We start from the raw sequence: 25,509 nt of genomic DNA, 5'->3' as shown, positions 1-25,509 counted from the left end.
GCGGCCTCCCGCTGCGCCCTGGACAACGAACTGCTCTCCCGCATAAAACTGCTCCCCAAAAGTCAGAACTGATTTCTCAGTCCAACTTTCGGGGAGCAGTTCACAACGGCCGCCCGGGGCTTTTTGGTGCCCGGCGGAGCACGTGGCCGCCGGTCCGCTGCGCGAAGAACCGGGCGGGCGCGGTAGCCTCAGGGCATGACTCGAATTTGCGTTGCCGGGGGAACCGGCCAGGTGGGCCGTGAGGTGGTGCGGCAGGCCGTCGCGGCCGCGTTCGGGGTGGCGGTCCTCTCCCGGAATCCGCCTCCCGCCGGGGACCCGGCCCGGACCGCCGGCGCGGACTACTTTCCGGCCGATGTGACCACCGGCGCGGGGCTCGCCGCGGCGCTGGCCGGGGCCGACGTCGTGATCGACTGCCTGGAAGGACGGTCCGGGAAGGCGCTGAAAGACTTCGCCGACGGCGGCGCCCGGCTGCTCGCCGCCGCCCAGGACGCCGGCGTCGCCAGGGCCGTGCTGCTGTCCATCGTCAATTGCGACCAGAGCAGCTTCGGCTACTACAAGTCAAAGGCAGCCAAGGAGCTGGTCTACGAGCGGTCCGGGGTCGAGACCGTCGCGTTCCGCGCGACGCAGTTCCATTCCCTCCTCGCGGCCACTTTCGCCGCCGGCTCGAAACTGCGGATCATCCCCGTGGTCACCGGCGCCCGTTTCCAGCCCATTGCACCCGCCGATGTCGCGGCCGCCCTGCTCGGGGAGGCCCTGGAACCCGCCACGGGACGGCGGCACACCGTCAGGACCATCGGCGGCCCCGAGATTCACGGGATGGGGGAGTTTGCCCGGCAATGGAAGGCCGCCACCGGCTCCCGTGCACGGCCGGTGCACCTGCCGCTGCCCGGGGCGATGGGCAAATACCTGCGCGCCGGGCTGAACCTGGCGCCGGAGGAACGCCACGCCGGTGAGACTTTCAGCGGCTGGCTGGCAAAGAGCGCGGATAGTTTGTAGCCTAGGGATACCGGCAACGCCGTTCCTTCGGGACCGGCGTTGCTTCGGGGCTATAGCTCAGTTGGTAGAGCGCTTCGTTCGCATCGAAGAGGTCAGGAGTTCGAATCTCCTTAGCTCCACCATTAGTAGGGGTGTGCTGCTACTTCTACTTCCAGGCCCTCATGTAGTCGATCCAGCGACCAGCTCAGCTCAGATGCTTCCTCGCCGACGGCGGACAGCGACCCCCCGGATCCCGCAAACCTCCCATGACTGACTGCGAAGCGCCGGTTTTCGGACTCTTGAGTGGGCCGGCGCCGCTCGTCGTTTCATGAATTTCGGATGTATCGTTGACTATCGTTGTATATCGTTCGCGATCTTCCAGAGGAGAGCATGATGCGCAATTCATACCCGGCAGGCGGATTCCGCGGCAACAATGCCGACAGCATGTGGCAGGCCGTTGAGGAGTTGCGTTCGAGATTCGAGAAGCGCTCGGGTTCCCGTGCGGGGCGGGGCGAGGTGCGCTCGGCCGTGCTGGCGCTGCTTGCCGAGCGGCCGATGCACGGCTACCAGATTATTCGCGAAATCGAGGAGCGCAGCGGTGGCAGCTGGAAGCCCAGTGCGGGCTCCGTCTATCCCACGCTCCAACTGCTGGCCGACGAGGGCCTTATCCGAGCCGAGGAATCCAACGGCCGCAAGATCTACTCCCTGACTGAAGCCGGCCGGGGGGCCGTAGCGGGTGCCGATGCGTCAGCGCCCTGGGACTCGACGGCACCGGCGTCGGGCACGGGGTTCGCGGCGCTTCCCAAGGCGGGTGTCGAGCTCGCACAGGCCGCGTCCCAGGTGGGCCGCACCGGCACGCCGGAGCAGGTGCAGGAGGCCGTGGCGGTGCTCGACGACGCGCGTCGCCGGCTGTACGCGATCCTCGCCCAGGGCTGACGGGGGTGACGTCGGTTCGCCGGGACCGCGCAGATCCGCTACCCCGCGGAGGGTCCTACCGTGCCCGGTACCGCCGCATCCTGCGCTTCGCCGCATGGCATCTCGCCGTGACCTGGTGGTTTGAGCTGCTCCTCCCTCGCCTTGGCCTGGTCCGGATTGCCGAGCGCACCAGGGGGCAGAGGATGCTGCGCTTCGCGCAGCGCTTCCATGTCCTGGCGGTGGACCTCGGCGGACTCATGATCAAAGTCGGTCAGTTCCTGTCCTCCCGGCTCGACGTGCTGCCGCCCGAGATCACCAAGGAACTTGAGGGGCTGCAGGATGAGGTGCCCCCGGTGTCCTTCGCTGCGATCCGCACCCTCGCCGAAGCTGAGCTGGGCGCGCCGCTGGAGCAGCTGTTCGCCTCGGTCGACGAGACACCGATCGCAGCAGCGTCCCTCGGGCAGGCGCACCGGGCGAGGCTTCGCCCGGGCGACGCCGCCGACACCGGGCTTGAGAGTGTTGTGCTGAAAGTGCAGCGGCCGGGCATCGACGCCATTGTCGCCGTCGACCTGGCGGCACTGCGCAAGGTCGGCGGCTGGCTCAGCCGGGTTCGCCTGGTGTCGGCTCGTGCCGACATGCCCGCCCTGGTCGAGGAGTTTGCACAGACCAGCATGGAGGAGATCGACTACCTGCATGAGGCGACGAATTCGGAGCGGTTCGCGGTTGACTTTGCCGAAGACGGCCGGGTGGGCGTGCCCGAGGTCGTCTGGGAGCGGAGCACCCGCCGCGTGCTCACGCTCGAAGACGTCACGGCGATCAAGATCACGGACTCGGCAGCACTGCTGGCGGCGGGCATCGATCCGGCGCAGGTTGCCCCGGTTTTCGCCTCGGTCATGTTCGACCAGATGTTCAGCAACGGGTTTTTCCACGCCGATCCCCACCCGGGCAACATCTTTGTCACTCCGGTTGCCGGTCCCTCCGCGGAGCGCCCCTGGAAGCTGACTTTCATCGACTTCGGCATGATGGGCGCGGTCCCGGCGAGCACGCGCAGCGGGCTGCGGAAGCTGCTCATCGCGGCTGCTTCGCGTGACGGCGAGGGGCTGGTGACCGCCATCCGGAACGTGGGTGTGCTGGTGCCCTCTGCCGACACGGTGGAGCTTGAGCGGGCGATGACGCACCTTTTCGCCCGGTTCGGCGGGATGGGCTTCGCCGAGCTACGCGAGGTGGACCCGCGGGAGTTCCGGGAATTTGCGGTGGAGTTCGGTGACGTGGTCCGCTCATTGCCGTTCCAGCTGCCGGAGAACTTCCTGCTCATCATCCGGGCGATGTCGCTGACGTCGGGTGTGTGCAGCTCGCTGGACGCCCGGTTCAATCTGTGGGACTCGGTCGAACCCTACGCGGCGCAGCTGCTGCGCGACGAGCGCGGCAACATCGTGCAGGACGTGGCCCAGCAGGCGCTCGATGCCGCCGGGATGGCGCTGGGTCTGCCGAAACGTCTGGATGGGCTGCTAACCCGGCTCGAGGACGGTTCACTGGCGGTGGCAAATCCGCGCCTTGAGCGGCAGCTGGGACGACTTGACCGCACGGTGCAGCGGTCGGCGTCGGCTCTCATATTCGGTGCCCTGCTCATTGCCGGTTCTGTAGCCCGAGCGGATGACACGGTGCTCGGCAACGTCCTCATGCTCGCGTCGGTGGTTCCGCTGGTGCACGGACTGTGGGCGGGGGCAGCGGCCTCTGACAGCCCGATATCCTGTCCAGTGAGACGAGGAGAATCATGACCACCCTGAAAGAACGACTGCACGCCGACGTCGTCGGCCACATGAAGGACCGAAACAAGCTCGCACTCACCACGGTGCGCAACGTCCTGGGCGAAATCGAAACCCGCGAGAAGTCCGGCAAGACCCCGATCGTGCTGGACGACGCCCAGGTGACGTCCCTGCTGCAGAAGGAAGCCGCCAAGCGCCGCGACACCGCCCGCATCTACACCGAGGCGGGGGAGTCCGAACGGGCTGCCGCGGAAATCGCCGAGGCCGAGATCATCGAGGCCTACCTGCCGAAGGCACTGACGGCCGCCGAGGTGGAGGCGATTGTCGACGAGGTGATCGGAGACCTCACAGCCGACGGCACCGAACTGACCATGCGCCAGCTGGGCGCGGTGATGAAGCCGGTGACCGCTAAAGTCGCCGGACGCTTCGACGGCAAGGCCGTCAGCGAGATCGTTCGCAGCCGCATCGCGCAGTGACGGTCCGTCCGGCCCGGGAACCTGCAGCCCGGGCCGGCTGGGGCACGGCCACCGTCGCCCGCCTGTATCCTGAGAAGGTGCGTCACCTGGCAGTATCCGCCAATATCGAGCGCGGTCCTGACCGGATCACTGTCCGCCGACCTGGACGGCATCCCAGGGCTTCGCGGAACCCGCCGCATACGTCAGTCTCCGATCCGCCGTCGGACTCTGGGATTGGAACTCTTATCGCTACCGCCGTGCCGGACCAACCCTTGGCCATCCCGACGCCCTCCCGAACGCCCCCGCAGGCAGCCGCGGTGGATGAGCCTGCCGTCGTGACCTGGGCAGAGGGCGGCCACAGCAGGACCGCCCGCTGGCGGTCGGCGAACGGCAGGCCCGCGCCCGCCCGCGTCGAAGTGGTCACCGATTCCCTCACCGCCGATGAGGCGAACCGGATGGCGTCCCAGGGCACCGCGATGCTCTGGCAGGGTGACTTCCACAATGCGCGGCAGATCCTCAACGCCCTGGACCGGCGGGTGGGCGGCGGGAAGAAAAAGGCCGCTCCCAGCCCGGCCGATGAGTTCTATCGGCACCGCCAGTCCCGCTCGCACCGGGCACGCATTCTAGGCCTGCTGCTGATTCCGCTTGACCCCGGCCCGGCGGTGCCGCTGCGGCGCGCCCCGGACATCCGGCGGGCCGCCGAGGAGGCGTACGGGGACATCCGCGAGCCGTCCGTGGTGTCGCTCCATGAACTCGTCGGGGCCATCGGCGCGCACGAATGGCGAAAAAACGGCGTCCACGTCGAGGCCCTGCAGGGCCGCATCCACCCGCACTACGGCACGTTCTTCCCGACCCGCAGCGAGTATGTCGACCTGGTGGCCGCCGCTCCGCTGCCCTCCGACAGGCTGGCGTTCGACGTCGGCACCGGCACCGGCGTGCTCGCTGCCGTGCTCGCCCGCCGCGGCGTCCACCGCGTCGTGGCGACGGACAACGAACCCCGCGCGATTGCCTGCGCCGGCGAGAATTTCCGGAATCTGGACGTCCAGGCCAGCGCAGAGGCTGTCCTGACCGACATGTTCCCGGCCGGCCGTGCGCCGCTTATCGTGTGCAACCCGCCGTGGATTCCGGCCACGCCGCACTCGTCCCTGGACAATGCCGTCTACGACCCCGGCAGCCGGATGCTGTTCCGTTTCCTGAACGAGCTCGCCGACCATCTGGAGCCGGGCGGTGAGGGGTGGCTCGTCCTCTCGGATCTGGCCGAGCACCTGGGGCTGCGGTCCCGCGACGACCTGCTGGGCGCCATCGAGGCCGCCGGGCTGAAGGTGCTGGATCGGTCCGACACCAAGCCAACCCACCCCAAGGCATCCGACCGGAACGATCCCTTGTTCGAGGCCCGGTCGGCCGAAGTCACCTCGCTGTGGCGGCTCGTGCCCCGTTAGTGCCGCGCTCCGCCGTGTGCCCCCGCCGTTCAGACCCTTAATCGAAAGTGAAATACCCATGAGCCTGATCCGGCTGCAAGACGTCAGCGTGCGCTTCGACAACACCCAGATTCTCCGGGAAGCCTTCTTCCGCCTCGAGACGGGCGACCGGGTGGGCCTGATCGGCAAAAACGGCTCCGGCAAGACGACCATCCTCAAACTGGTGCTCGACCAGGTGACGCCGGATACCGGCACGGTCACCCTGGAACTGGGCACCAAGGTGGGCTACTTCTCACAGTTCTCCGAACTCAACGGGGACGCCACGATTCTTGACGTGCTCGATGCGCTGTTTACCGAGATCAAGGCGATTGAGGCCGAGCTGGCCGCTATTGACGCCGCCATCGCCGCCGAACCGGCCGACGCCGAACTCGACCGCCTCATCAGCCGCCAGGCCGAGCTGTTCGAGGACATGGAACGGCTCGACGGCTGGGACTACCCGCGGCGCATCGACACAGTCCTCACCACGCTGGGCTTCGACGAGGCCCACCGGAGCTGCGCGATCGACGAGCTGTCCGGTGGCTGGCGCAACCGTGCGGCCCTGGCCAAGATCCTGCTCGAAGGCCCCGACGTGCTGCTGCTCGACGAGCCCACGAACTTCCTGGACGTGGCCGGCGTCGAATGGCTGGAAAGCTGGTTCCGGGACTTCAAGGGCGCCGCGATCATCGTCTCGCACGACCGGAAATTCCTCGATGCAGTCGTTACCCGGATCATCGAGGTGGAGAACTTCCACCTGCACGAATACCCGGGCAACTTCGGCGAATACGTGGTGCAGAAACAGTTCCGCCTCAAGTCCCTGGAGCAGCAGTTCGTGCACGAATCCGAGCTCCTGGCCTTTGAATCCGAAGGGATCTCCGACCGCCGCGAGGCCGCCAAGGCCGCCAGCAGCGGGCTGGGGAACCAGCTGGCCAAGATCAAGAAGTCCCGCACACCCCGCCCGGTCGATCAGATTGTTACCGAGATCTACGGCGGCCTGCACGTCAAGGACGTTCTCTGCCGGGTCGAGGGACTGGGCAAGTCCTACGGCGAGAAGGTGCTGTTCGACGGGCTGAGCTTCGAGATCCGCCGCGGCCACCGGATCGTGGTGCTCGGCTCCAACGGCAGCGGCAAGTCCACGCTCCTGAAGGTGCTGACCGGCGAAGAGCGCGCCGACTCCGGCGAGGTGGCCTGGGCCAAGGGACCGGGCTTCGTCTCCTACAACCAGATGCTCGAGGACCTCGACGACGCCGACACCGTCTCGCACGCGGTCAACGCGCTGCCGGACAGCCTGGCGTTCAGCGCCACGAAAAAGTCCGTCAACCGGTTTCTGGCGATGTTCCAGTTCTCCGAGGCGGACCTCAAGCAGAAGATCGGGAACCTGTCCGGCGGGCAGAAGGCGCGCGTCGCGATGGCGCAGTGCCTCCTGTCCGGCGCCTCGGTCCTGCTGCTGGATGAGCCGACCAACCACTTGGACATGTCCAGCACCCAGGTCATGGAACGCGCGCTGGTGCACTTCCCGGGCGCCGTCGTGGTGGTCAGCCACGACCGGTTCTTCAGCGAAAAAATCGCCAACCGCCATCTGGTGTTCGGCGCCGACGGCGCCGAACCGGGCGAAATCGACGTCCGCGCAGCCTAGGGGCGGTCAGCCCCGGGCCCGCGGCGCGCAGCGCAAGCCCTCCGGCAAGTGCCGCTGGCCGGCCGCGAAGGACGCGAACGAGATGGTGTGACCGCACGCTGTCCGGGACCGCTCGACCGCCGTGTCCGCGGGATAATAGAAGCATGACCGAACAGGACCAGGACCGCGACCCGTGGGAGGAGTTCGACCGGCTCAACCCGGCGGGACCTGACCGGGTGGCGGGCTACCCCGGGGGTGAACCCGTGGGCTTCGGCTTCCGCACGGGCGTCCGCAGCGCGAAGGTGGCCATCGGATTCGCCGTCTACGCCCTGACCCTGGGAACGATCCTGGTGGTGGTCGGCGCCGTCGTCTTCATCGGCGAAAGCCAGTGGCTGCTGCTCGGGCTGATGGTGCTGATCGAGACGGTGTTTGTCCTGGCGTTCAGCCGGCTGGTCGCGCAGGCACGGCGGCGCCGCTGAGTACCGGTGCCGCTGACCGCCGCGGCGCGGTCGCGTACACGACGTCCCGGGACCGGTCCCCGTGCACTCATGACGCCAGACTAGACGCGGCTCCGCCAGCGGATCTGCCGGTCAGAGCCAGCCCTTCTTCTTGAAGATGACGTACATCAGGGCGGCGGTGGCGGCCATCAGCCCGATGGCCATCGGGTAGCCGTAGCTCCACTGCAGTTCGGGCATCCGGTCAAAGTTCATGCCGTAGACGCCCGCGACAAAGGACGGGGCGAAGAAGATAGCCGCCCAGGACGAGATCTTCTTGACCTGTTCGTTCTGCTTGGCGCTGGCCTCGTTCTGCCGGTTGGCCGTCAGCGTGCCGTCGAGCGTGAGGGCGTTCTGCAGCAGGTCCCGGAAGGAATCAGCACGGGAGATCAGCCGCTCCACGTGGTCTTCGACGTCGCGGAGGTTGTGCTGGAGCTCGGGTTTCACCTCATACTTCTCGAAGCCGCCCCGGAGCAGTTGCATCATGGCCGGGAGCGGATGGATGGCGCGCTGGAACTGGATGACCTCGCGGGCCAGTTCGTAGATCCGGCGCGAGACCGTGGAATCGCCGCTGAACAGCTGGTCCTCGATCTCGTCGATGTCGTTCTCCAGCCCCGCCACGACCGGCACGTAGTCGTCCACCACCTGGTCCATCAGGGCATAGAGCACAGCTTCCGGACCGTGGCACAGGAGGTCGGGGCGCTTCTCCAGCCTTCGCCGGACCTGTGCCACCCCGCCGGTTTCGGCGTGCCGGACGGTGACGACGAAGTTCTTCCCGGTAAACACGTGGAGTTCGCCGAATTCCACGGTTTCCGTCGTGTCGAGGTACCGCGCGGGCCGCAACACCGTGAAGAGGATGTCGTCGTAGCGTTCGAGCTTGGGGCGCTGGTGGGCGGAAATAGCGTCTTCCACGGCGAGGCTGTGCAGCTCGAATTCCGCGGCGACGGCGGCCATTTCGTCCTCCGTCGGGCGGTACAGGCCGATCCACGCCATCCCGCCGTTCCGGCTCAGGGTATCAAAGGTTTGTTCGAGGCTCTGCGGCTCGGCGCTGCGCTCGCCGTCAACGTAGACGGCGTTATCGATGATAGTCACGGGCTCATTATCCAGTCTTCAGCGAGCTGCCCTGGGCCAGCCGGCTGATCAGCGGTTCGGTGCGGTACTGGATGTGGGTGTGCAGGGCAAGGACGGTCTCGGTCCGGATGACTCCCTTGACCCGCAGAATGGAGCGCAGGGCGGCCTGCAGATTGTGGGTGTCGGTGGCCACCACGCGGCACCACACGTCGCCGCGTCCGGAGATCTCGTGGACCTCCAGGACCTGCGCGATCAGGCGCAGGGCTCCCACCACACCGTCGAGTTCCCGGTGGTTGACCTCGATCGTCACGAAGGCGACGACATCGTAGCCCACCGCTTCCAGATCGATCTCGCGGCCGCCGTCGTGCAGCAATCCGGACCGCTGCATGCGCCGGACGCGGGACTGCGCGGTGTTGCGGGCGATGCCCAGTTTTTCGCTGAGGTCGCCGATCTGGATCCGCGGGTCCCGGATCAGTTCCAGCAGGATTTTCAGGTCGGTGGGGTCCAGACTGTTCAAATCGTCACTCCGGTTTACTTTGACGGTACTTGTTTGATTGTTTTGATCAATTTTGGCATGGAATTTGGCTCCACCGAGCAGCAGTGCACCAGTCTGGGAGTATCGAATCAGTACGGGCTGGCGATTCCCCCACCACGGGGAACACGCGGCCCGCTTCCACGCAAGGGCAAGGTCATGACGGTCTTCAGCGAACTTCGCATGCGCCCCGCCACGGCAGACCGCTGGGGCTGGGATGCTTCGACCACGGCACGGCTGGTGATGGCCGGCGTCGTGATCTTTACGCTGCTGGTCGGCGCGAATCTGGCCACGCCGCTGTACCCGCTGCTGCAAAGCAAACTGGGCATCACCGCCTTCGGCGTCACGGTGGCCTTCTCCGCCTATGTCCTGGCACTGGTGGCGACCCTGATCCTGGCCGGCCACTGGTCTGACCACATCGGCCGCCGGGCCGCGCTGGTCCTTGCGGTGCTGGTCGGCCTCGCCGGCGGCTCCGTTTTTGCCGCGGCGGACAGCCTGTTCGCGCTGTGTGTCGGCAGGGCGCTGCAGGGCATCGCGGTGGCCCTCGCCACCGGCGCCAGTTCGGCGGCCCTGCGGGAGCTGCTGCCCAGCCGTCCCGAGTGGGCCTCGCGGTTCACGCTGCTGGCGTCCGCCGGGGGTGTGGCGGCCGGCCCGGCCATCGGGGGAGTGCTCTCGCTGCTGCCCGGGCCCACGACCACGCCGTACTACCTGCATTCCCTGGTCCTGGCCACGCTGCTGGTCCCGCTGTACCTGCTGAAGGCCCGGCCGGCCATCACGACCGTTGCGGGTCCCCAGCCATTGCGCGTCCTGGCGCCCCGCCGGCCGTCGGTGTCCAGGGAGGCGCGCGGCGCCTTCTGGCTGGCGTCCTCGGTGGGGTTCCTCAGCTTCACCGTCTTCGGCTTCTGCCTCTCCCTGGCGCCCAGCTATTTTGCCCAGATCGTCCACGCGGATTCGCGGCCGCTGATCGGCCTGCTGGCGGGACTGACGCTCGGGTCCTCCGCGCTCAGCCAGCTCCTCGCGGTGCGGGGACGCTTCGTGGTGCCGATCGGACTGGGCATGCTGGCCGTGTCGGTGCTGCTGATCGCCGCGGCCGCCGCCTGGAACAGTCCCTGGCTGCTGATCCTCGCGAGCATCACCGCGGGCCTGGGGCAGGGGGTGTCCTTCCGGACCGTCTTCAACGATGTGGCCGGGAAGGTCGAACCTTCCCGCCACGCCCAGATCATCAGCACGGTCTACGTCATCACCTACCTCGGCAGCGCCTTTCCCGTCATCGGGCTGGGGCTCGCCGCCGGCGTCGTCGGCCTGCAGACGGCGGTCGCCGGCTTTGTGGTGCTCTGCTCGATCGCCGGGATCACCCTCGCCGCCATCACGCTGCGCGCGGCGCTGCGCCGCGCCTGACGGCCCCTGCCGGAGCTGAAGCGGTGCCGGAACTCCTTTAGCGGCGCCGGGGAGCTAGTCGGGCAGCGGGCCCTGGTTGCCCTGGATGTGGTCGAACACGAGGGTGGTCTCGGTGTGCCCCACCACGGGATCCGTGGCCAGATTGTCCAGCACCCAGTCGCGGAGGTCCTCGGTGGTGGCGACGGCGATGTGCAGCAGATAGTCCACCGAGCCCGAGGTGTGGAAGGTCGAGAGCACGGCGGGGAGCTTCGGGACCCGGGCCGTGAAGCGGTCGATCTGTTCCCGGTCGTGGGCGCGGAGCCTGACGGCGATGAGGGCCTGCACGGAGCGGCCGATCGCGGAGAGGCTCAGCTTCGCCTCGAAGCCCTGGATGATGCCGCGCTCGGAGAGTGCCCGGGTGCGCATCAGGGCCGTGGACGGCGCGATTCCGACCAGCTCGGCCAGCTGCTTATTGGAGATTCGGGCGTCGGCCACGAGTGCCGCGAGCAGGCGCTCGTCGATAGCGTCCAGCGGCTCGCCGGCACCCGCTCCCGGCCGAAGATTCTTCGCACTGCTACTCACGGATCCTCCTTGATGGGTTGTCAGTTCATCATAAACGGCGCATTCCGACACTTCCATTCGCGGGCCCTACAAAACTCCGAATTATTGCCAGATACTTGCGGAATTCAACGGTGAATATTCATAAGGAGCAAGGTGCTTTCTCAAGACTCGCTGGCCGTCCACGCCGGCCGCAACGGACTCACTGACCTGGGCGTGCACGCCGTGCCGATCGACTTGTCCACCACGGCGCCCCTGCCCTCGGTGCACGACGGCGGGCTCGCCTACGAGCACATGGCCACCGGCGGCACGCATGTCGATGGCCAGAGCACCGTCTACCAGCGGCTCTGGAACCCCACCGTGGCGCGGTTCGAGGAGGGCGTCGCCGTCCTCGAGAACGCCCCGGAGGCCGTGGCCTTCGCCACCGGCATGGCGGCGCTCAGCGCCGTCCTGCTCGCCGTCGTCGCCACCGGAAAGAAGCACGTGGTCGCGGTGCGGCCGCTGTACGGCGGAAGTGACTACCTGCTGGCCTCGGGAGTGCTCGGCAACGACGTCACGTTTACTACCCCGGAGGGTGTGCATGCCGCGCTCCGGCCGGACACCGGCCTGGTGATCCTGGAGACGCCCGCCAACCCGAGCCTGGAGCTCGTCGACATCACCCGCGTGGCCGCCGCGGCGGACGGTGTCCCGGTTCTGGTGGACAACACCTTCGCCAGCCCCATCCTCCAGCGGCCGTACCTGCACGGCGCCGCGATGGTGCTGCACAGCGCCACCAAATTCCTCGGCGGACACGGCGATGCCATGGGCGGCGTGGTGGCGGCGGCTCCCGAATGGACCACCAGGCTGCGCCAGATCCGGGCCGTCACCGGCGGCATCCTTACGCCCTGGCCTGCCTACCTGCTCCACCGCGGACTGGCCACGCTGCCGGTCAGGGTACGTGCGCAGCAGGCCGGTGCGCAGAAGGTCGCCGCCGCCCTGGCCGGGCACGGGCTCGTCCGGCGCGTCTTCTACCCGGGGCTGCCCGAGTGCGACCCGCAGGGGCTGATCGGAACGCAAATGTCCGGTCCCGGCTCGCTGCTCGCCTTCGAGGTGGGCAGCGCCGAGCACGCCGAACGGATCCCGTCCGCCGTCGGCATGATCACGCATGCGGTCTCGCTGGGCGGCATCGACACCCTGATCCAGCATCCGGCCGGGCTGACCCACCGGCCGGTTGCCGCCGATGCCAAGCCGCATGCCAGCCTGCTGCGCGTGTCGGTGGGCCTGGAGGACCCGTCCGACATCGTGGCCGACCTCGTGCAGGCGATCGAAGCTACCCGCTGACACCCTCCCCGGCGCCGGCTGCAGTTTCAGCTGCCGGCGTCGGCCGGTGCCTCGGCCGACGCCAGGGCGGGATGCACGACGGCGGTGATCACCGCCGTCGTGCAGGCCAGCCCGATCACGGTCAGCGCCAGGGCGGTCCAGCCCAGTGACTGGAAAACCAGCCCGCCGGCCCAGCCGATCACGCTGGACCCGAGGTAGTAGGCGAGGTTGTAAAGCGAGGCCGCCTGCGCCCGGCCCGTCGTGGCGATCACGCCGGTCCAGCCTGCGCCGACGCTGTGCGCCGCGAAGAAGCCCGCAGTGAACAACAGCAGGCCCGCCATAATGAGTCCCAGCAGTTGCGTCAGCGTCAGGGCCAGGCCCGCCGCCATGAGCACCGTCCCCGCGATCAGCACCGTGCGCCGCCCGAACCGCTCCGTCAGTCCGCCGGCCCAGCGGGACGAGACCGTGCCGGACAGGTAAGCCAGGAAGATTAGGCTGATGATGGTGGCCGGCAGGCTGAAGGGTTCCCCGGAGAGCCGGAAGCCCAGGTAGTTGTAGACAGCCACGAACCCGCCCATCAGCAGGAACGCCTGGATGTACAGAGCCAGCAGCCGTGGATTGCGCCCGTGGCCCGCCAGCGTCCGGAGCGCCCCGCGGAATCCGCTGGCTGCCGCGGCGGTGAAGCCCCGCGCCTGCGGCACCAGGAGCAGGAACAGGGCCGCGGCCACGGCGGCCAGGATCGAGACGGCCAGGGCCGCGGCCCGCCACCCCCAGAGTTCACCGACAAAGCCGGCCAGCAGTCGGCCGGCGAGTCCGCCCAGGGTGGTGCCGGCGACGTACGTTCCGGCCGCCAGTGCGGCGTGGGCCTTGTTGACCTCCTCGTTGAGGTAGGCGATGGCGATGGCGGGAATGCCGCCGAGTGCCGCGCCTTCGAGCATCCGCAGGCCCAGGAGCATCGGGAAGCTGGAGGCGAGCGGCACCAAGAGGCCCAGGACCGTGGCGGCCGAGATGCCCCACATCATGGCCCGGACCCGGCCGATCCGGTCCGCCAGGAAGGACCACGGAAGCACTGTCACCGCCAGCCCGACGGTCGCCAGCGAGATCGTGAGTGCCGCCTCGGCCGCCGTGATCTGCAGATCCGCCGCCATCATCGGCAGCACCGCCTGGGTGGAGTACAGCTGGGCAAAGGTGGCGACGCCCGCGAACGCCAGTCCGGCCAGAATCTTCCGGTAGGCCGCGGACCCCTTCGCGTGCCCCGGCCACTCGGCAAGGGTGCCGTCGGCAGGGTCCGGCCGGACCTGCGCCTGGACCTGGACCTCGCCGTGGGCAGCGGGGCGGCGGAGCAGTGGAAGTCGGGGCATCTCCCCAGAATAGGCTTCCGGAAGACATGCTTCCAATGCATGGTTCTCATAGAATCAATAGCAAAGACGGAACGATCCGGAGGGCGGGCCATGGACGTGGAACACAAACAGCTGGTCCAGCTGCTGCCGCTGCTGCCCCTGCTGGCAGAACTGGGGCGCACCCAGCACATCACCGGGACCGCGGAAGTGCTGGGACTGCCCCAGTCGACAGTCAGCCGGGGAATCGCCCGGGCCAGCAGCATCATCGGGACGGAACTGCTGATCCGTGACGGGCGCGGCGTGCGGCTGACCCCCGCCGCGAAGGCGCTCCTGCCGCACATCGAGGCGGCGCTGGGCGAATTCCAGACCGGGCTGGACCTGGTCCGGCACGAGTCGGAGGTGGTGCGCGGCCGGATCTCGGTGACGTTCCAGCACACCTTCGGTGAGGCGATGCTGCCGCTGTTGATCAGCGCCTTCCGCAGCCGCCATCCCCAGCCGGCCTTCGACCTCAGCCAGGGCGCCCGGGACGGCTGCCTGGCGGAACTGGCCGCGGGCGACGCGGACCTGGCACTGACCGCCCCGGTCGCCGCGCCGAGCCGGCTGATCTCCTCCGCCGCCCTCTACCGGGAACCGCTGCGGCTCGTGGTCCACCACCGGCATCCCCTTGCGAAGCGCCGCAGCGCGGGCCTCGCGGAGATCCGCCAGGACCCGTTCGTGGCGATGGGCGCCGGCTACGGCATGCGCTCGCTGACTGACGCCCTGTTCCGGGAAGCGGGTTTCCGGCCCCGCATCGCCTTCGAGAGCCAGGATTCCCATACGGCCAGGGGACTCGTCTCGGCAGGTCTCGGCGTGAGCATCCTCCCGCCCGGCGGCCCGGCCCCCGGACGCCGCACTCCCGGGCAGTCCGGCGACCTTGGCTGGGTGGAGCTCGCCCTGGATTCAGGCCTGGCCTTCCGGGAGATCGGGCTGGCCTGGCGGGAACGCCGTGGCGGAGCGGACACCGAGCCGGACCCGGTGCGGCTGTTCCGGGAGCTCGTGCTCAGCGAAGGCCCGGCATTGCTCGCCGGCTTCGTCCGCGGACGCTCCGGCACCTGAGCCCGGCTCCGGCCCGCGGCCTGAGCCGCCCGTGGCCCCTTGGCCGAGCCCGCCGCTCGCCGGTGGCGCCAGTTCGCCGGAAAGCTGCGAGTTCGCGGGGAAACTTCCGGCGATCCCGCACCCTTCCGGCGACCTCGGCGTCGCGTGCGTGGGGCGTGGGGGTGGGGTGCGTGGGGCGGCGGGGGCGGGTGAGTGCCGTGTGGCCGGCCGTCAGCCCAGCAGTTCCGCCATCACCTCTGCGACGGAACCGGCGCGCGCCCGCTGCCAGCCCGTCCCGGCCCAGAGGTTGAGCCGTTCCGCATCCCCGGCGGCAGCTGCGGCCGCGCGCAGGGGAGCGGTGAGGTGGTGCACGGCGGGATAGGACTCCGGCGCGTCGGGGTGGTCCCGGACAAACTCGTTGACCAGCGCCCGGGCGGGCCGTCCCGTGAACGCTCTCGTCAGCAGGGTCTGGGTGAAGTGCGGGCTGGCGAGGGCGTCCTTGTGCAGCTGCCGGGCCCCGCTTTCGTGCGTGCGGAGGAACGCCGTTCCCAGCTGGGCTGCCTGTGCCCCCGCGGCCAGCACCTGCTCCAGCCCCGCCCGGTCCATCACGCCGCCGGCCGCCAGCAGCGGGAGCCCGACGGCGGCCCGCACCCGGGTGAGCAGCTCCGCCGTCGTGCCCGGCCGGGTGTCTGCGCTTCTGCCGCCCTGCACCGCAGTGACCGGCTGGAACGCCGCGCTGTGGCCGCCGGCGCTTTCATGCTGCACCACCAGCGCATCCACGCCCTGCCCGGCGGCCTCCAGCGCCTCGGCCACCGTGGTGACCGTGGCGAGTACGGTGGAGCCTGACTGCTGCAGCGCGCGGACAACAACGGACCCGGGCAGCCCGAAGGCAAAACTGACCAGTTCCACCGGATCGGCCAGCAGCGCGTCGATCTTGCCCTGCCACTGGTCGTCGTCGTCGAGCCGCAGCGGCGGGACGTCCACTCCGTACCGCAGGGCATCCGCCCGCAGCCGGGCTCGGTAGTCCTCGAGTTGTGCCCGCACCGCCGCGGACGGCGGGAGCTGGGCGGGATCGGGAACGAAGACATTCATGCCGAATCGTGTCCCGGAGGCTCGGGCGCTGCGGATCTCCGCCACCATGGCGTCCACGCTTTTGTAGCCCGCAGCCAGGAAGCCGAGACCGCCGGCGTCATGCACGGCCGACACGAAGGCCGGTGTGGACGTTCCGCCGGCCATCGGGGCGGCAATAATGCGGGTACCAAAGATGTCGTGCGACATTGCTCACTCCTGGAAAGGATTCAGTAGGCTGTTCCGGTGACTCATTCTGACATCCCGCCGGCGGCGGACCCCGTTGCTCCGACCGCGCCCGCCATCGTGATCGGCCTCGATATCGGCGGGACCAAGACCCGCGGCGTCCGCTTCGAGGACGGCAGCGTTGTTGCTGACGAATCCGTGGGCAGCTCCAACGTCCAGAACGTCAGCCCCGAGCAGGCGGCCCTGCACCTCGCGGAGCTCTTCGCCCGGATCGGCGGCGGAACGGTCGCCCAGGTCTACGCGGGAGCCGGCGGCATCGATACCGACCAGGACGCCGCCGCGCTCGCCGCCCTGATCGCGCCGCACGTGCCGGGCGCCCGGATCACCGTGGTCCACGATTCGCGGCTCCTGCTGGCGGCCGGCGGCGCAAGCACCGGCGTCGCCGTCATCGGCGGAACGGGCTCGGCCGCGTGGGGCCGGAACAGCCGCGGCGAGGAGGCCCGCGCCGGCGGCTGGGGCTATCTGCTCGGCGACGAAGGCAGCGGGTACTGGCTGGGCCGGGAGGCGGTCCGCCACAGCCTGCGGCGGATGAACCAGGGGCTGGAACCCGACGAGCTCACCACTGCACTGCTGGCCTCCTGCGGTGTGGATGACCCGAACAAGCTGATCGCGCTCTTCCACTCCCCGGACACCGGACGCCGGTACTGGGCCGAGCGGGCCCGGCTCGTGGTCGACGCCGCCGCCGCCGGCCACGCCGCCAGCCAGGAACTCGTGGACCAGGCCGGACGGGACCTGGCGGCCCTGGCCCTGCAGACGGTCCGGAAGCTCGGCATCGACGGCCCGGTGATCCTGGGCAGCGGACTGGGCATGAACGTCCCCCGCCTGCAGGAATCCTTCCGCGCCGCCCTCACCGCCGAGGGAATCACCGACGTCCGCGTCCTGGAGCAGGATCCTGTCTTTGGTGTGCTCCAGCTCGTGGCCGAGCAGGGCTGACCCGGCCGGCCGGACTACGCGGTCGGCCACTACGCTGGAGGAATGAGCCTCAACTTCGACACCCGTCCCGCTGCCTACGCGGTCATCATCCGCGACGGCGCCATCCTCCTGGCCTACTGGAAGCAGGGCGGCAAGGAAGGCTGGACCCTCCCGGGCGGCGGCCTGGACTTGGCGGAGCACCCCGTCGACGGCTGCCGCCGGGAAATATATGAGGAAACCGGGTATCGCGCGGACGTGGGCGCCATGCTGGGGATCGACGTCGGGCACTGGCCCGCCGAGATCCGGATCGACGGCGGGGAACGGGACTTCCAGTCCCTCCGGCTCATCTACGAAGCAACGATTACCGGCGGGGAACTGCGGCACGAGGTGGACGGCAGCACCACACACGCGGACTGGATCCCGCTGGAGGACGTTCCCCGGCTCAACAAGGTCTCACTCGTCGACGCCGCGCTCCGGCTCCACCGCGAGCGGCCCCTGAACGGCCAACTGTCCTGAACGGCCAACTTTCCTGCCGGATTCCTAGCCAGGCCCGGGGCATCCGGCTATTCTAAAAACCGGCAGACCAGCCGACGGCGAGAACGGGGAGGTGGAGACGATGACTGCAACAGTCCGGTGCGCGCTGCGCACCAACATCAGCCAGGCCATCATTCCTGCCCCGGCCATCAGCACGCACTAGCCGCAACCCCTGCCAGGTTCCACCCGCAGCGCGGCGCGTGCACCGGGCCCACCAAAGGGTTTTCGTTGACTACTTCCTGTGCACATCCGGGCGCGTCCGGCGCCTCCTATCCCATGCCCACCGACATTTCCAAAAACCTCCCGGCGGGGCCGGCACGGTACGGCTTCACCGCCGCCGTCGCCGCACGGTTCGCGGCCCAACCCGTGCCCGGCGGCGCCGGCGCGGGCCGGGTCATCCGCGTCGACCGCAACCTGGTCCTGATCGCCGCGCACGATACGACCCTCCATCTGCCGTATCCCAGCACCGGGGAGCTGCCCGCCACCGGCGACTGGGTCTGGCTCGGATCCAATACTGCGGGGGAGCCCGCCATCGCGGGGATCCTGCCGCGGCACTCCGAACTGAGCCGCAAACGGGCCTTTGACGCCTCCTCGGAGGCGCAGGTCCTCGGCGCCAACATGGATATCGTCGGCGTCGTGGTGCCCGTGGACCGGCCGCTCACCCACAACCGGCTCGAACGCACCCTCGTAGCCGCCTGGGATTCGGGAGCCACCCCGCTGGTCATCATCACCAAGGCGGACCTGGCCGACCTCGCGGACGACGTCGTCGGCAAGGTGGTCCTCCAGGCCGCGGGCGTCGCGGTGGTCACCACCTCTGCGGAACACCGCGACGGCCTCGACGAACTGCTGGGCCACCTCCCGCCCGGCGGCACCCTTGTGCTGTTGGGTCCCTCCGGGGCCGGCAAATCCACCCTCATCAACGCCCTCGCCGGCGCGGAGGTCCAGGGAACGGGGGAAGTCCGGGCCGGAGACGGCAAGGGCAAACACACCACCACCTCCCGCGAACTCGTGCCCCTGCCCGGGGGCGCCGTCCTGATGGATACCCCCGGGGTGCGCGGCTTCGGGCTGTTCGATGCCGGCAGCGGGTGGCGGAGATGTTCGGCGACCTCGAGGAACTCTTCGCGCAGTGCCGGTTTTCCGACTGCGCCCACGGCCGCGAGCCCGGCTGCGCCGTGCAGGCCGCGCTCGCGGACGGGTCCCTCGATGACCGCCGCTGGGAGAGCTACCTGAAACTCCAGCGCGAACTCGCTGCCCTGGCCCGGCGGCACGATGCCGCCGCCCGCCGCGCCTACGCAAGGGAGTGGCACCAGCAGATTTCGGCGGCGGGCAAGAGCCAGCGCGCGGCGGAACGGGACAGCTACGAGGCCGCTGCCAACGAGGGTGCGAAGCGCGGCCGGAAGGGCCGGGGCGGGTCGAAAGGGGGCGGCCGGCGGACCCGCTGACCTGGCCCGCGGTTGCAGGGTTTAGTAGCGCCGCGGGGCGGTGGATGGCTGCTGCGGGGAAGTCTTTCCACGCTGCACCCATCCAAAGTCGCCTGCGCTACGAATGACTACGTCAGCCACAGCGCCCTCGGCGATATCCCTGACATTGTCAGCCGCGCTGGTTAGGCTGAGTTCTACCTGCTTTACAGCCCAAAATCAGCGTGTCTATGATCAGTTGGCTGGACCGTCCGTTGTTGCCGCCAACAGTTAGGTAAGCCCCGGAAATGGCTGAAGCCATGATCGAGTTCCAGAACGTCACCAAGCGTTACCAAGGCGGCCAGCCCGCCGTCGACGGCCTGACCATGTCCATCGACAAGGGCGCCATCACGGTCTTCGTCGGGCCCTCGGGCTGCGGCAAGACCACGTCGCTGCGGATGATCAACCGTATGGTCGAACCGACCTCCGGGACCATCACCGTGGACGGCCAGGACGTCACCGCGGTGCCGGCGGCGAAGCTGCGCCGGTCCATGGGCTACGTCATGCAGTCCTCCGGGCTGATGCCGCACCGTTCCGTGCTGGACAACATCGCTACCGTTCCCCGGCTCAACGGCGTCTCCAAGGCCGAGGCGCGGAAGCGTGCGCAGGAACTGCTCGACGTCGTCGGGCTGGCAGCCGCACTGGGCACGCGGTACCCCTCGCAGCTGTCCGGCGGCCAGCAGCAGCGCGTCGGCGTGGCCCGGGCGCTCGCCGCCGACCCTCCCGTGCTGCTCATGGATGAACCCTTCAGCGCCGTGGACCCCGTGGTCCGCGATGAACTGCAGCAGGAACTCCTCCGGCTCCAGCGCGATCTGGCCAAGACCATCGTCTTCGTCACCCACGACATTGACGAGGCCACCGTCCTCGGCGACAAGGTGGCAGTCTTCGGCCTCGGCGGCAAACTGGCGCAATACGCCACTCCGAAGGAAATCCTGCGCGCCCCCGCCAACGACTTCGTGGCGTCCTTCGTGGGCCGCGACCGCGGCTTCCGGCACCTGGCCTTCAGCCCGTCCGACGGCGTTACGGTGCACCCGGCCCAGACGATCACCCCCGATGAACTCGACCGCGCCGGCAACGCCTCCGGCGAGTGGCAGCTGGTGGTCGACGAAAGCCTACGGCCGCTCGGCTGGTCGGGTCCGGGCAAGGGCACTGCGACGGTGCCCGGCGGATCCCTCTTCCGGAAGGGCGACACGCTCCGCCGCGCCCTCGATGCGGCCCTGTCGTCACCTTCCGGTCTTGGCGTCGCCGTGGACGCGGACGGCCGCGTGGCCGGCGTCATCACCGCCGAGGAAGTCCTCGCCGTCATCGAGTCGGACCGGCATGTCCGCCAGGGTGCGCGCTGATGGAATGGTTCCTGGCCAACAGCGAGCAGGTCTTCAGCCTCGCCGGCCAGCACCTTGTCCTGGCCATCCTGCCGATGGTGTTCGGGGTGCTCATTGCCGTCCCGCTGGCCCAGTTGGCCCGGCAGAGCCGCGGACTCCGCTCCGTGGTCCTGACGGCTTCCTCCCTGCTCTACACCATCCCGTCCCTGGCGCTGTTCATCATCCTGCCGACCATCCTCGGAACCCGGATCCTGGACCCCGTCAACGTGGTCGTGGCCCTGACCATCTACGCCGTCGCCCTACTGGTGCGCGCCACGCTGGACGCCTTCGATTCGGTGGACGAGGACCTCCGGCAGGCCGCCGTCGCCATGGGGTTCAAACCCCTCGCACGGTTCCTGCAGATCGACCTGCCGCTGTCCCTGCCAGTGCTGTTCGCCGGGCTGCGTGTGGTCTCGGTCAGCAACATCTCGCTGGTCAGCGTCGCGGCGCTGCTCGGCATCGGGAACCTCGGAATGCTGTTCACCTCCGGCCTGCAGCGCGATTTCATCACCGAAGTGGTGGTGGGCATCATCGCCATCCTCATCCTCGCGCTGCTGATGGACGCCGTCCTGGTCCTCCTCGAGCGGCTGCTGACCCCCTGGACCCGCGCCGCGGCCGCCACCGGCCCGGGCGCCGGCGCCGACTCCGGCACCGGCGAGGGCAAGACCGGCCCCGCTGCTGCGGCGCCGCGGGTGTCCGATGCGCAGACCACCGGCGGTGCCTCATGAGCGTCGTCAACGACACCTTCGCCTGGCTCGCCGACCCGGAGCAGTGGTCCGGCAGCGCCGGAATCCCGGCCCGGCTGGCCGAGCACCTGCTGTACACCGGGCTGGTGATGCTGATCGCCACGGCCATCGCCGTGCCCATCGGCCTGTACGTGGGACACACCGGCCGCGGGCGGGTCGCCGCCGTGGCCGTCGCCGGAGCCCTCCGGGCCCTGCCGACCCTCGGCCTGCTGACCCTCTTCGTGCTGCTGGCCGGCATCGGGCTGATGCCGCCGATCTGGGCCCTCGTGATCCTGACGGTACCGCCGCTGCTCGCCGGGACCTATGCCGGCATCGCCAGCGTGGACCGGAACGTCGTGGACGCCGCGCGCGCCATGGGCATGACGGAGCTCCAGGTGCTGTTCCGCGCCGAGTTCCCCAACGCCCTGCCCGTGATGTTCGGCGGGTTCCGGACCGGTGTGCTCCAGGCCATCGCCACCGTCTCGGTGGTGGCTTATATCAACCTCGGCGGCCTCGGACGGTACCTCTTCGACGGACTGGTGCTGTCCGACTTCCCGCAGATGCTGGGCGGGTCCCTGCTCATCGCCGGGCTGGCCATCGCCGTCGACCTTGTCCTTGCCCTCATCCAGAGGCTGTTCCTGTCCCAGGGAGCCTCAACCCAGCCAGACCGGAGCCAGCAGGCTGCGGTTGATCTCACAGACCCCGTACCCGTGGGGACTGTTGTTCAAGGAGGTACGTCATGAAGGAAACCCGCCAACGAGCACTCGGCAGGCGCGCATTCGGCGGCCTGGCCGCCGGCGTAGGCCTGGCCATGGCACTGTCCGCCTGCTCAGGCTCATCCGATCCGCTCTCCACGTCCCCCGCCACCGGCGGAGCCGCCTCCGGTTCGGGCTCGGCCCTCGTGATCGGTTCCGCCGACTTCACCGAGAGCCAGATTATCGCCGAGGTCTACGCCGGCGCCCTGAACGGAGCCGGCGTCACGGCGAGCACCAAGCCCAACATCGGTTCCCGCGAGGTGTACTTCAAGGCCGTCCAGGACGGGTCGGTGGACATCATCCCCGACTACAGCGGCAACCTGCTTCTGCACGTCAGCAAGGACGCCGCGGAGGTCTCGGCCGAGGACATCTACAAGGCGCTGCCGGGCAAGCTGCCCGAGGGGTTGGCGGTGCTGGAGGCGTCCAAGGCCGAGGACAAGGACGCGATGGTCGTCACGAAAGCCACCGCGGAGAAGTACCAGTTGAAATCTATCGAGGACCTCGCCAAGGTCTGCAGCGAAATCGTGGTGGGCGCCCCGGCGACCTTCGCCGAACGCGCTTACGGGCTTCCGGGCCTGGAGAAGAACTACGGCTGCGTGCCCAAGAAGCTGGAGCCGTTCAGCGACGGCGGCGGGGCCGTCACGCTCAAGGCCCTGCTCTCGGACCAGGTCCAGGTGGCTGACATCTACACCACCACCCCCTCCATCGCGGACAACGACCTGGTGGTCCTTGAGGACCCGAAGAACAACTTCATCGCCCAGCAGGTCCTTCCGCTGTACAACACGGCCAAGATGACGGACAAGGCGAAGGAAACCCTGAACGCCGTGTCCAAGGTCCTCACCACCGAGGACCTGATCAACCTCAACCGCGCCGTCAGCGGCAGCCAGAAGCAGAACCCCAAGGACGCTGCGGCGGCCTGGCTCAAGGAAAAGGGACTGGTCCAGTAAGAGGCCCGTCCAGACCGCTTTGACGCACGACGGCGGCTGCCGGACTCCTCCGGTTCACGGGGGAGCCCGGCAGCCGCCGAGACCTTTTCCTGCCGGGGTGTGCCGCCGGTGACGTCATGACACCCCCTGTGAGGCAGATCTCGGCGGAAGTACATCCTCCGTATGGCATATTTGATGGATGGCAGAATTCAAGCAGTCCACCAAGCTTCATAATGTCCTTTACGACATCCGTGGACCGATTCTTCAGGCCGCCCAGCAGATGGAGGCAGAGGGTCACCGCATCCTCAAACTGAACATCGGAAACCCGGCCCCGTTCGGATTTGAAGCGCCGGACGCGATTCTGGTGGACATGATCCGCCACCTGCCGCATGCGCAGGGCTACAGCGATTCCCGGGGCATTTTCTCGGCCCGGACAGCCGTGTCGCAGTACTACCAGACCCGCGGGATCCAGAACATCCACGTGGATGACATCTACCTGGGCAACGGCGTCAGCGAGCTCATCACGATGTCCCTGATGGCATTGTTGGATGACGGCGACGAAGTCCTGATCCCCACCCCCGATTACCCGCTGTGGACCGCCTCGGTCGCCCTGGCCGGCGGCCGGCCCGTGCACTACCTGTGCGACGAGGACTCGGGCTGGCAGCCGGACCTGGAAGACCTCGAAGCGAAGATCACGCCGCGCACCAAGGGCATCGTGGTGATCAACCCGAACAACCCCACCGGCGCCGTCTATCCGGAAGACACCCTCAAGAAGATCGTCGCCCTGGCGGAGAAGCACGGCCTGGTCCTCTTCGCCGACGAGATTTACGAGAAGATCCTCTACGAGGACGCGGTCCACGTGAACATGGCCAGCCTTACCGGCGACGACGTCCTGTGCCTGACGTTTAGCGGACTGTCCAAGGCCTACCGCGTGTGCGGCTACCGGGCGGGGTGGATGGCCATTTCCGGGCCGAAGAAGGACGCCGCCGACTACCTCGAGGGCATCAGCCTGCTGGCGAACATGCGCCTGTGCGCCAACGTCCCGGCCCAGCACGCGATCCAGACAGCACTCGGCGGATACCAGAGCATCAACGACCTCATCCTGCCGGGCGGGCGCCTGCTCGAGCAGCGGAATAAGGCCTACGACATGCTCAACGCGATCCCCGGGGTCAGCACCCAGCAGGCCCGGGGCGCCATGTACCTCTTCCCGAAGCTCGATCCCGAGGTTTACCGGATCCGCGACGACGAGAAGTTCGTCCTGGACCTGCTGCGCGAACAGAAAATCCTCGTCTCCCACGGCCGGGCCTTCAACTGGGTCCGCCCGGACCACTTCCGGATGGTCACCCTTCCCCTCGTGAAGGACCTGGAAGAGGCAATCAACCGCATGGCGGACTTCCTGAGCCGGTACAAGGGGAACTAGCCTGAGCTCAGCAGCGCGGCGCGGGCGATGGTCCGGCGGTCCGAACGGAGCTGCCTGAACCGGAAAGAGGCAAGTGATGTCAGACGTCGTGGGATTCAAGGAGCGCCCCTCTGAGACCCTGAAGGTGGGCAAAGGCTTCAGGCTAGAGGACACGGACCCGGACTCCACCCCGGGCTACCCGGGGGACAAGAACGACGGTGAGGTGCTGCTCGACGACCTCGATGACAACCTCGCCCTGTTCCAGGAGCAGCTGTTCGCCGAATCCCGCCTCGGCGGCACCAAGCGCCTCCTGCTGATCCTGCAGGCCATGGATACCGCCGGCAAAGGCGGGATCGTGACCCACGTCATGGGGGCGATGAACCCGCAGGGCGTCCAGATGAAGTCGTTCAAGGCGCCCACCCCGGAAGAGAAGTCTTACGACTTCCTGTGGCGGATCGAGAAGGAAGCGCCGGCCGCCGGCATGGTGGGCGTCTTTGACCGGTCGCACTACGAGGACGTCCTGATCCACCGGGTGCACGGCTGGGCGGAGCCGGAGGAACTTGAGCGCCGCTACAACGCGATCAACGAATTCGAGGCAAGGCAGACGGCTGCCGGCACCAGGATCGTCAAGGTCATGCTCCACATCAGCCGCGATGAGCAGAAGGAACGGCTGCTTGCGCGGCTGGATGACCCGGCCAAACTCTGGAAATACAGCAGCAATGACCTGAAAGAGCGCGCGTTCTGGGACGACTACATGGACGCATACCAGAAGGCATTCGAGAAGACAGGCACCGAGGCCGCCCCTTGGCACGTCGTCCCGGCCAACAAGAAGTGGTTTGCCCGGATCGCCGTCCAGCAGCTGCTGCTGGACGCGATGGAGGGACTCAAGCTGCAGTGGCCGGTGCCGGACCTGGACGTCGAGCTGGAACGGGAACTGGTCGAACGCTCCTGACCGGCCGGCGCGGGGCTAGCCGGCCGGGGAGGCCTGGTCGCGCGCCGCGGCCAGGCGCTTGCGGGCACCTTCGAGCCATTGTTCGCAGCGCTTGGCCAGTGCCTCGCCGCGTTCCCAGAGCGCCAGGGACTCCTCAAGGCTCGCCCCGCCGGTTTCGAGTCGGGTGACGATGCCGACGAGCTGCTCGCGGGCCTCCTCGTAGCTGAGGCCCTCGATGTCGGTGTTGGGCTTCGTTTCTGCTGTCATGGC

General features: G+C 68.5%; 24 protein-coding genes, 1 tRNA gene and 1 pseudogene. 20 read left to right on the top strand and 6 right to left on the bottom strand.

The features are described from left to right. Positions 1-195 precede the first annotated feature (195 nt). The 8 genes from ACZYZ5_RS17220 to ACZYZ5_RS17185 all read left to right on the top strand — a co-directional run bounded on the left by ACZYZ5_RS17220 (position 196) and on the right by ACZYZ5_RS17185 (position 7,659). The gene (locus tag ACZYZ5_RS17220) at positions 196-996 is read left to right on the top strand and encodes an SDR family oxidoreductase (protein WP_463903358.1); all 801 of its coding nucleotides are present in this window, start codon (positions 196-198) and stop codon (positions 994-996) included. Positions 997-1,042: 46 nt separating this feature from the next. Next, a tRNA-Ala gene (locus ACZYZ5_RS17215) sits at positions 1,043-1,118 on the top strand. A 250-nt stretch (positions 1,119-1,368) separates the two neighbouring features. Continuing rightward, entirely contained in the window at positions 1,369-1,911 is a 543-nt protein-coding gene (locus ACZYZ5_RS17210) for a PadR family transcriptional regulator (protein ID WP_463903364.1), read from the top strand. Positions 1,912-1,916: 5 nt separating this feature from the next. Next, positions 1,917-3,668 carry an ABC1 kinase family protein gene (locus ACZYZ5_RS17205; RefSeq protein ID WP_463903357.1) on the top strand — a complete coding sequence of 584 codons (1,752 nt, stop codon included), beginning with the start codon at positions 1,917-1,919 and terminating at the stop codon, positions 3,666-3,668. Further along, complete coding sequence (locus ACZYZ5_RS17200; protein ID WP_463903356.1) at positions 3,665-4,132, top strand: GatB/YqeY domain-containing protein; 468 nt, start codon at positions 3,665-3,667, stop codon at positions 4,130-4,132. The genes ACZYZ5_RS17205 and ACZYZ5_RS17200 overlap by 4 nt, the downstream gene beginning before the upstream one ends. Before the next feature lie 314 nt (positions 4,133-4,446). Then, entirely contained in the window at positions 4,447-5,550 is a 1,104-nt protein-coding gene (locus tag ACZYZ5_RS17195; RefSeq protein WP_463903355.1) for a methyltransferase, read from the top strand. A 58-nt stretch (positions 5,551-5,608) separates the two neighbouring features. Next, the gene (locus ACZYZ5_RS17190) at positions 5,609-7,201 is read left to right on the top strand and encodes an ABC-F family ATP-binding cassette domain-containing protein (RefSeq protein ID WP_463903354.1); all 1,593 of its coding nucleotides are present in this window, start codon (positions 5,609-5,611) and stop codon (positions 7,199-7,201) included. Between the two features lie 143 nt (positions 7,202-7,344). Next, the gene (locus ACZYZ5_RS17185) at positions 7,345-7,659 is read left to right on the top strand and encodes a hypothetical protein (RefSeq protein WP_463903353.1); all 315 of its coding nucleotides are present in this window, start codon (positions 7,345-7,347) and stop codon (positions 7,657-7,659) included. A 111-nt stretch (positions 7,660-7,770) separates the two neighbouring features. Here ACZYZ5_RS17185 and corA read toward each other — a convergent pair whose 3' ends face one another. After that, the gene (gene corA, locus ACZYZ5_RS17180) at positions 7,771-8,766 is read right to left on the bottom strand and encodes a magnesium/cobalt transporter CorA (protein WP_463903351.1); all 996 of its coding nucleotides are present in this window, start codon (positions 8,764-8,766) and stop codon (positions 7,771-7,773) included. A gap of 7 nt (positions 8,767-8,773) precedes the next feature. Next, positions 8,774-9,262, bottom strand: coding sequence for an Lrp/AsnC family transcriptional regulator (locus ACZYZ5_RS17175; RefSeq protein WP_463903350.1), 489 nt, complete (start codon positions 9,260-9,262; stop codon positions 8,774-8,776). Between the two features lie 174 nt (positions 9,263-9,436). On the opposite strand from ACZYZ5_RS17175, the gene ACZYZ5_RS17170 reads away from it, so the two are divergent. Beyond that, positions 9,437-10,675, top strand: a complete 1,239-nt coding sequence (locus ACZYZ5_RS17170) for an MFS transporter (protein WP_463903362.1) — start codon at positions 9,437-9,439, stop codon at positions 10,673-10,675. Between the two features lie 54 nt (positions 10,676-10,729). Here the strand turns inward: ACZYZ5_RS17170 and ACZYZ5_RS17165 are convergent, their stop codons facing one another. Continuing rightward, complete coding sequence (locus ACZYZ5_RS17165) at positions 10,730-11,236, bottom strand: Lrp/AsnC family transcriptional regulator (protein WP_307460300.1); 507 nt, start codon at positions 11,234-11,236, stop codon at positions 10,730-10,732. A gap of 132 nt (positions 11,237-11,368) precedes the next feature. Between ACZYZ5_RS17165 and ACZYZ5_RS17160 the strand changes: the two genes are divergently transcribed. Further along, entirely contained in the window at positions 11,369-12,532 is a 1,164-nt protein-coding gene (locus tag ACZYZ5_RS17160) for a trans-sulfuration enzyme family protein (protein WP_463903348.1), read from the top strand. A gap of 26 nt (positions 12,533-12,558) precedes the next feature. Here ACZYZ5_RS17160 and ACZYZ5_RS17155 read toward each other — a convergent pair whose 3' ends face one another. After that, positions 12,559-13,872, bottom strand: coding sequence for an MFS transporter (locus ACZYZ5_RS17155; RefSeq protein WP_463903346.1), 1,314 nt, complete (start codon positions 13,870-13,872; stop codon positions 12,559-12,561). A 90-nt stretch (positions 13,873-13,962) separates the two neighbouring features. Here ACZYZ5_RS17155 and ACZYZ5_RS17150 point away from each other — a divergent pair, with 90 nt between their 5' ends. Further along, positions 13,963-14,946 (top strand): LysR family transcriptional regulator, encoded by a 984-nt coding sequence (locus ACZYZ5_RS17150; RefSeq protein WP_463903345.1) that lies wholly within the window; start codon positions 13,963-13,965, stop codon positions 14,944-14,946. Between the two features lie 210 nt (positions 14,947-15,156). Here the strand turns inward: ACZYZ5_RS17150 and ACZYZ5_RS17145 are convergent, their stop codons facing one another. Then, positions 15,157-16,203, bottom strand: coding sequence for a nitronate monooxygenase (locus tag ACZYZ5_RS17145; protein ID WP_463903344.1), 1,047 nt, complete (start codon positions 16,201-16,203; stop codon positions 15,157-15,159). Between the two features lie 36 nt (positions 16,204-16,239). On the opposite strand from ACZYZ5_RS17145, the gene ACZYZ5_RS17140 reads away from it, so the two are divergent. The 9 genes and pseudogenes from ACZYZ5_RS17140 to ACZYZ5_RS17100 all read left to right on the top strand — a co-directional run bounded on the left by ACZYZ5_RS17140 (position 16,240) and on the right by ACZYZ5_RS17100 (position 25,260). Further along, complete coding sequence (locus ACZYZ5_RS17140) at positions 16,240-17,172, top strand: N-acetylglucosamine kinase (RefSeq protein WP_463903343.1); 933 nt, start codon at positions 16,240-16,242, stop codon at positions 17,170-17,172. A gap of 42 nt (positions 17,173-17,214) precedes the next feature. Then, positions 17,215-17,667 carry an NUDIX hydrolase gene (locus ACZYZ5_RS17135; protein ID WP_463903341.1) on the top strand — a complete coding sequence of 151 codons (453 nt, stop codon included), beginning with the start codon at positions 17,215-17,217 and terminating at the stop codon, positions 17,665-17,667. Positions 17,668-17,961: 294 nt separating this feature from the next. Next, positions 17,962-19,127: pseudogene (gene rsgA / locus ACZYZ5_RS17130) on the top strand (ribosome small subunit-dependent GTPase A). 263 nt (positions 19,128-19,390) lie between these two features. Next, entirely contained in the window at positions 19,391-20,485 is a 1,095-nt protein-coding gene (locus ACZYZ5_RS17125; RefSeq protein WP_463903340.1) for an ABC transporter ATP-binding protein, read from the top strand. Next, positions 20,485-21,231 (top strand): ABC transporter permease, encoded by a 747-nt coding sequence (locus ACZYZ5_RS17120; RefSeq protein ID WP_463903338.1) that lies wholly within the window; start codon positions 20,485-20,487, stop codon positions 21,229-21,231. Before ACZYZ5_RS17125 ends, ACZYZ5_RS17120 begins: the two co-directional genes overlap by 1 nt. Further along, entirely contained in the window at positions 21,228-21,971 is a 744-nt protein-coding gene (locus tag ACZYZ5_RS17115; RefSeq protein WP_463903336.1) for an ABC transporter permease, read from the top strand. Before ACZYZ5_RS17120 ends, ACZYZ5_RS17115 begins: the two co-directional genes overlap by 4 nt. Further along, positions 21,968-22,930, top strand: a complete 963-nt coding sequence (locus ACZYZ5_RS17110; RefSeq protein ID WP_463903334.1) for an ABC transporter substrate-binding protein — start codon at positions 21,968-21,970, stop codon at positions 22,928-22,930. Before ACZYZ5_RS17115 ends, ACZYZ5_RS17110 begins: the two co-directional genes overlap by 4 nt. 178 nt (positions 22,931-23,108) lie before the next feature. Then, positions 23,109-24,329, top strand: a complete 1,221-nt coding sequence (locus ACZYZ5_RS17105; protein WP_463903332.1) for a pyridoxal phosphate-dependent aminotransferase — start codon at positions 23,109-23,111, stop codon at positions 24,327-24,329. Positions 24,330-24,405: 76 nt separating this feature from the next. Beyond that, the gene (locus ACZYZ5_RS17100; protein ID WP_463903330.1) at positions 24,406-25,260 is read left to right on the top strand and encodes a PPK2 family polyphosphate kinase; all 855 of its coding nucleotides are present in this window, start codon (positions 24,406-24,408) and stop codon (positions 25,258-25,260) included. 15 nt (positions 25,261-25,275) lie between these two features. Here the strand turns inward: ACZYZ5_RS17100 and ACZYZ5_RS17095 are convergent, their stop codons facing one another. Then, on the bottom strand, positions 25,276-25,506 hold the full coding sequence (locus ACZYZ5_RS17095) for an exodeoxyribonuclease VII small subunit (protein WP_463903328.1): 231 nt from the start codon (positions 25,504-25,506) through the stop codon (positions 25,276-25,278). Positions 25,507-25,509: the final 3 nt, after the last annotated feature.

Source organism: Pseudarthrobacter ribosi, assembly GCF_055412865.1.
The sequence above is the reverse complement of the archived record's forward strand: the minus strand, read 5'-3'. Positions and strand labels throughout refer to the sequence as shown.

Bases quoted from the DNA above. Each gene is read 5' to 3' on its own strand.
- ACZYZ5_RS17120 (WP_463903338.1), top strand. From the start codon at position 20,485: ATGGAATGGTTCCTGGCCAACAGCGAGCAGGTCTTCAGCCTCGCCGGC.
- ACZYZ5_RS17110 (WP_463903334.1), top strand. From the start codon at position 21,968: ATGAAGGAAACCCGCCAACGAGCACTCGGCAGGCGCGCATTCGGCGGC.
- ACZYZ5_RS17135 (WP_463903341.1), top strand. From the start codon at position 17,215: ATGAGCCTCAACTTCGACACCCGTCCCGCTGCCTACGCGGTCATCATC.
- ACZYZ5_RS17115 (WP_463903336.1), top strand. From the start codon at position 21,228: ATGAGCGTCGTCAACGACACCTTCGCCTGGCTCGCCGACCCGGAGCAG.
- ACZYZ5_RS17150 (WP_463903345.1), top strand. From the start codon at position 13,963: ATGGACGTGGAACACAAACAGCTGGTCCAGCTGCTGCCGCTGCTGCCC.
- ACZYZ5_RS17200 (WP_463903356.1), top strand. From the start codon at position 3,665: ATGACCACCCTGAAAGAACGACTGCACGCCGACGTCGTCGGCCACATG.
- ACZYZ5_RS17210 (WP_463903364.1), top strand. From the start codon at position 1,369: ATGCGCAATTCATACCCGGCAGGCGGATTCCGCGGCAACAATGCCGAC.
- ACZYZ5_RS17125 (WP_463903340.1), top strand. From the start codon at position 19,391: ATGGCTGAAGCCATGATCGAGTTCCAGAACGTCACCAAGCGTTACCAA.
- ACZYZ5_RS17170 (WP_463903362.1), top strand. From the start codon at position 9,437: ATGACGGTCTTCAGCGAACTTCGCATGCGCCCCGCCACGGCAGACCGC.
- ACZYZ5_RS17155 (WP_463903346.1), bottom strand. From the start codon at position 13,872: ATGCCCCGACTTCCACTGCTCCGCCGCCCCGCTGCCCACGGCGAGGTC.
- ACZYZ5_RS17105 (WP_463903332.1), top strand. From the start codon at position 23,109: ATGGCAGAATTCAAGCAGTCCACCAAGCTTCATAATGTCCTTTACGAC.
- ACZYZ5_RS17145 (WP_463903344.1), bottom strand. From the start codon at position 16,203: ATGTCGCACGACATCTTTGGTACCCGCATTATTGCCGCCCCGATGGCC.
- ACZYZ5_RS17100 (WP_463903330.1), top strand. From the start codon at position 24,406: ATGTCAGACGTCGTGGGATTCAAGGAGCGCCCCTCTGAGACCCTGAAG.
- ACZYZ5_RS17095 (WP_463903328.1), bottom strand. From the start codon at position 25,506: ATGACAGCAGAAACGAAGCCCAACACCGACATCGAGGGCCTCAGCTAC.
- ACZYZ5_RS17220 (WP_463903358.1), top strand. From the start codon at position 196: ATGACTCGAATTTGCGTTGCCGGGGGAACCGGCCAGGTGGGCCGTGAG.
- ACZYZ5_RS17190 (WP_463903354.1), top strand. From the start codon at position 5,609: ATGAGCCTGATCCGGCTGCAAGACGTCAGCGTGCGCTTCGACAACACC.
- ACZYZ5_RS17185 (WP_463903353.1), top strand. From the start codon at position 7,345: ATGACCGAACAGGACCAGGACCGCGACCCGTGGGAGGAGTTCGACCGG.